Annotated in this window: 3 protein-coding genes and 1 pseudogene; 3 read left to right on the top strand and 1 reads right to left on the bottom strand. The window is 62.1% G+C overall.

Annotated features, from left to right (window positions below; translation table 11 throughout):
- The coding region (locus EN884_RS32470) for a 5-(carboxyamino)imidazole ribonucleotide synthase (RefSeq protein WP_128360985.1) at window positions 1-984 on the top strand (984 nt) is incomplete at its 5' end.
- A 6-nt stretch (window positions 985-990) separates the two neighbouring features.
- On the opposite strand, the pseudogene EN884_RS32465 reads toward EN884_RS32470, so the two are convergent.
- Window positions 991-1,414: pseudogene (locus tag EN884_RS32465) on the bottom strand (lysozyme inhibitor LprI family protein).
- A gap of 240 nt (window positions 1,415-1,654) precedes the next feature.
- On the opposite strand from EN884_RS32465, the gene ykgO reads away from it, so the two are divergent.
- Entirely contained in the window at window positions 1,655-1,780 is a 126-nt protein-coding gene (gene ykgO / locus EN884_RS32460; RefSeq protein ID WP_006203764.1) for a type B 50S ribosomal protein L36, read from the top strand.
- Between the two features lie 112 nt (window positions 1,781-1,892).
- A complete protein-coding gene (locus EN884_RS32455) occupies window positions 1,893-2,498 on the top strand; it encodes a hypothetical protein (protein WP_063169173.1) in 606 nt (201 codons plus the stop codon).
- The last annotated feature ends 98 nt before the right edge of the window (window positions 2,499-2,596 follow it).

Raw genomic sequence — 2,596 nt, 5'->3', positions numbered from 1 at the left:
GTGGTGCTGGAGCCGCAAGCGGATTGCCCGGCCGCACAGGTCGCCAACCGGCAGATAACAGCCGCCTATGACGACCCGGCCGCCCTTGCCGACCTGGCAGCGTCAAGTTCCGTCATCACCTACGAGTTCGAGAACGTCCCGGTCGCAGCGGCCAGCGCGCTGGCGGCCAAGGTTCCGGTCTATCCGCCGGCGCGTGCGTTGGAAGTGGCGCAGGACCGGGTGGACGAAAAAACATTCCTCAACGGCATCGGCATTGCCACCGCCGATTTCCACGCCGTCGACAATGATGACGAGCTGGCGGCGGCGCTGAAAGCATTCGACGGCAGCGGCATCCTGAAGACCCGGCGCATGGGATATGACGGCAAGGGCCAGCGCGTCTTCCGCAACATGGAAGCCGGCGGTTTTGCCGGCACATGCGAGGCGATGGGCAATGTGCCGCTGATTCTGGAGTCCTTCGTGCCGTTCGAGCGCGAGATATCGGTGATCGCGGCGCGTGGGCTGGACGGTGCGGTTGTCGCCTACGATCCAGCCGAGAATATCCATCGCAACGGCATTCTCCACACATCGACCTTGCCGGCCGCCATTATGCCGGAGACGGCGCAAGCAGCCCGAACGGCCGCATCGAAGATCCTTGCGGCGCTCGACTATGTCGGTGTCATCGGCGTCGAGTTCTTCGTGCTGGCCGATGGCTCGCTGCTGGCCAACGAGATCGCGCCGCGCGTGCACAATTCCGGCCATTGGACGGAAGCCGCCTGTGTCGTTTCGCAGTTCGAGCAGCATATCCGCGCCATCGCCGGCCTGCCGCTCGGCGGCCCGGACCGCCATTCCGACTGCGTGATGGAAAACCTGATCGGCGACGATGTGCTGCGCGTCCCGGAGCTTCTCGCCGAGCCCGATCTGATGCTGCATCTCTACGGCAAGACCGAAGCGCGGCCCGGCCGCAAGATGGGTCATTTCACTCGGATCAGACGTCGCGCCTCATAAGGTTGCCTACTGCGCGTCGTCGCTCTCGTCCTGCCCTGTATTGGCGCAACTCCCATCGCCTTCCTCGCAATTGGCCGCGGCAGCGAGCTGCTTGACGCGGTCATTGGTCAATCTGGGTCAGGCATTGCGAAACTTCCATCGAATGGATCGATCCGCCTTCGCTGGCGGCGGTGGAATGCGCGCACTCGGCATCGCGAAAAGTGATCCAGGCGCGTTGCGCCACCTGCAGCAATCTCTTGCCGTTGGCATCGTCCGAGCTGGTGAGGTTCTGATAGGCCGTGTTGAGCCTGGCGTCGGCCGCCTGGTAATCCTCGCCGGCACAGATGTTCATCATTTGCTGGCTGTCGTCGCTGCGGTCGCATTCCTGCGCGCGCGCAACCGAAGCTGCCGCCAGCAGGACAAGGCAGGCGGCCAGGAACATCCGGCGCATAGTCGTCTCCAAATCATTTCACGGCGACCGCATCATCCCAGCCGGCCCAGGGCCGCGCAATGCCGCAAGGCAGACATGGCGGATAATTGATGACAGGGATGATTCACAGCCGCTATGGAGCACGCTTGCGGTTGACAGGGACAAGGCTCCTCGTTTATGAGCCACCCACAGTTCAAAGGCGCGTCTTCTGGCGCGCCTTAAAATTTCGACCCAACCGGGTCCACACCGACAGGCAAGACCATGAAGATCAAGAATTCGCTCAAGGCGCTGAAGGCGCGTCACCGCGACAACCAGCTGGTTCGCCGCAAGGGCCGCATCTACATCATCAACAAGACCGCCCCGCGCTACAAGGCACGTCAGGGCTGAGTTTTCGGGCAGGAGGCTGTCGCCTCCGCCCATTTGATGCTTGTCGCCGTCTGCCGGCCTTTTCACGCCAAATTCAGTTTGACGTTCTCTCGCCCGGGACTAGAGTCCGGCGATGCGGATTCCTTTTGCATTTTTGACATCTCTGCTTGTTTCCGGCGTCATTTATGGCCCGGCATGGGCGGATGGTGCTGTCGCGCCGCCGTCCACTCAGGATGCGCCGCCCGCCCCAACGACGAAACAAGCCCGCCTCGATCAGCTGTTCAGCGACTTGAAACGCGAACGCAACGAAAAGGCGGCGGAGCGCATCGCCGGCAACATCTGGAGCGAGTGGTCGCAATCCGGCAGCGCCTCGATCGACCTGATGATGCAATGGTCGCAAAAAGCCGTCGAGGGCCAGAAGTTCGACGTCGCGCTCGATTTCCTCGACCAGGTGGTGACTTTGCAGCCTACTTATGCCGAGGGCTGGAACCGGCGCGCCACCGTCCATTTCATGATGAAGAACTACGGCAAGTCGATGTCCGACATCGACCATACGCTGCAGCTCGAGCCGCGCCATTTCGGTGCGCTGTCCGGCCTGGCGCAGATCATGGCGTTGACCGGCCACAAGCAATCGGCGCTCGAGGCCTGGCAAAAGGTGCTGGCCATCTATCCGATGATGCGCAGCGCCCAGGACCAGGTCGGCACGATTTCGGAGGAACTTGCCGGTGAAGGCATTTGATTGCTCTAGGGGAGTAAGGGAATAGGGCAGTAAGACAGTAGGGGCAGATCGCACCTGCGGAACACACACCCTACTCCCCTACTCCCCTACTCCCCTAC

It is taken from the genome of Mesorhizobium sp. M7A.F.Ca.AU.001.01.1.1 (genome assembly GCF_004022735.1).
GTDB classification, from domain to species: Bacteria; Pseudomonadota; Alphaproteobacteria; order Rhizobiales; family Rhizobiaceae; genus Mesorhizobium; species Mesorhizobium ciceri.
Note: the sequence above shows the minus strand (reverse complement) of the source record. Positions and strands in the feature narration are given on the sequence as shown.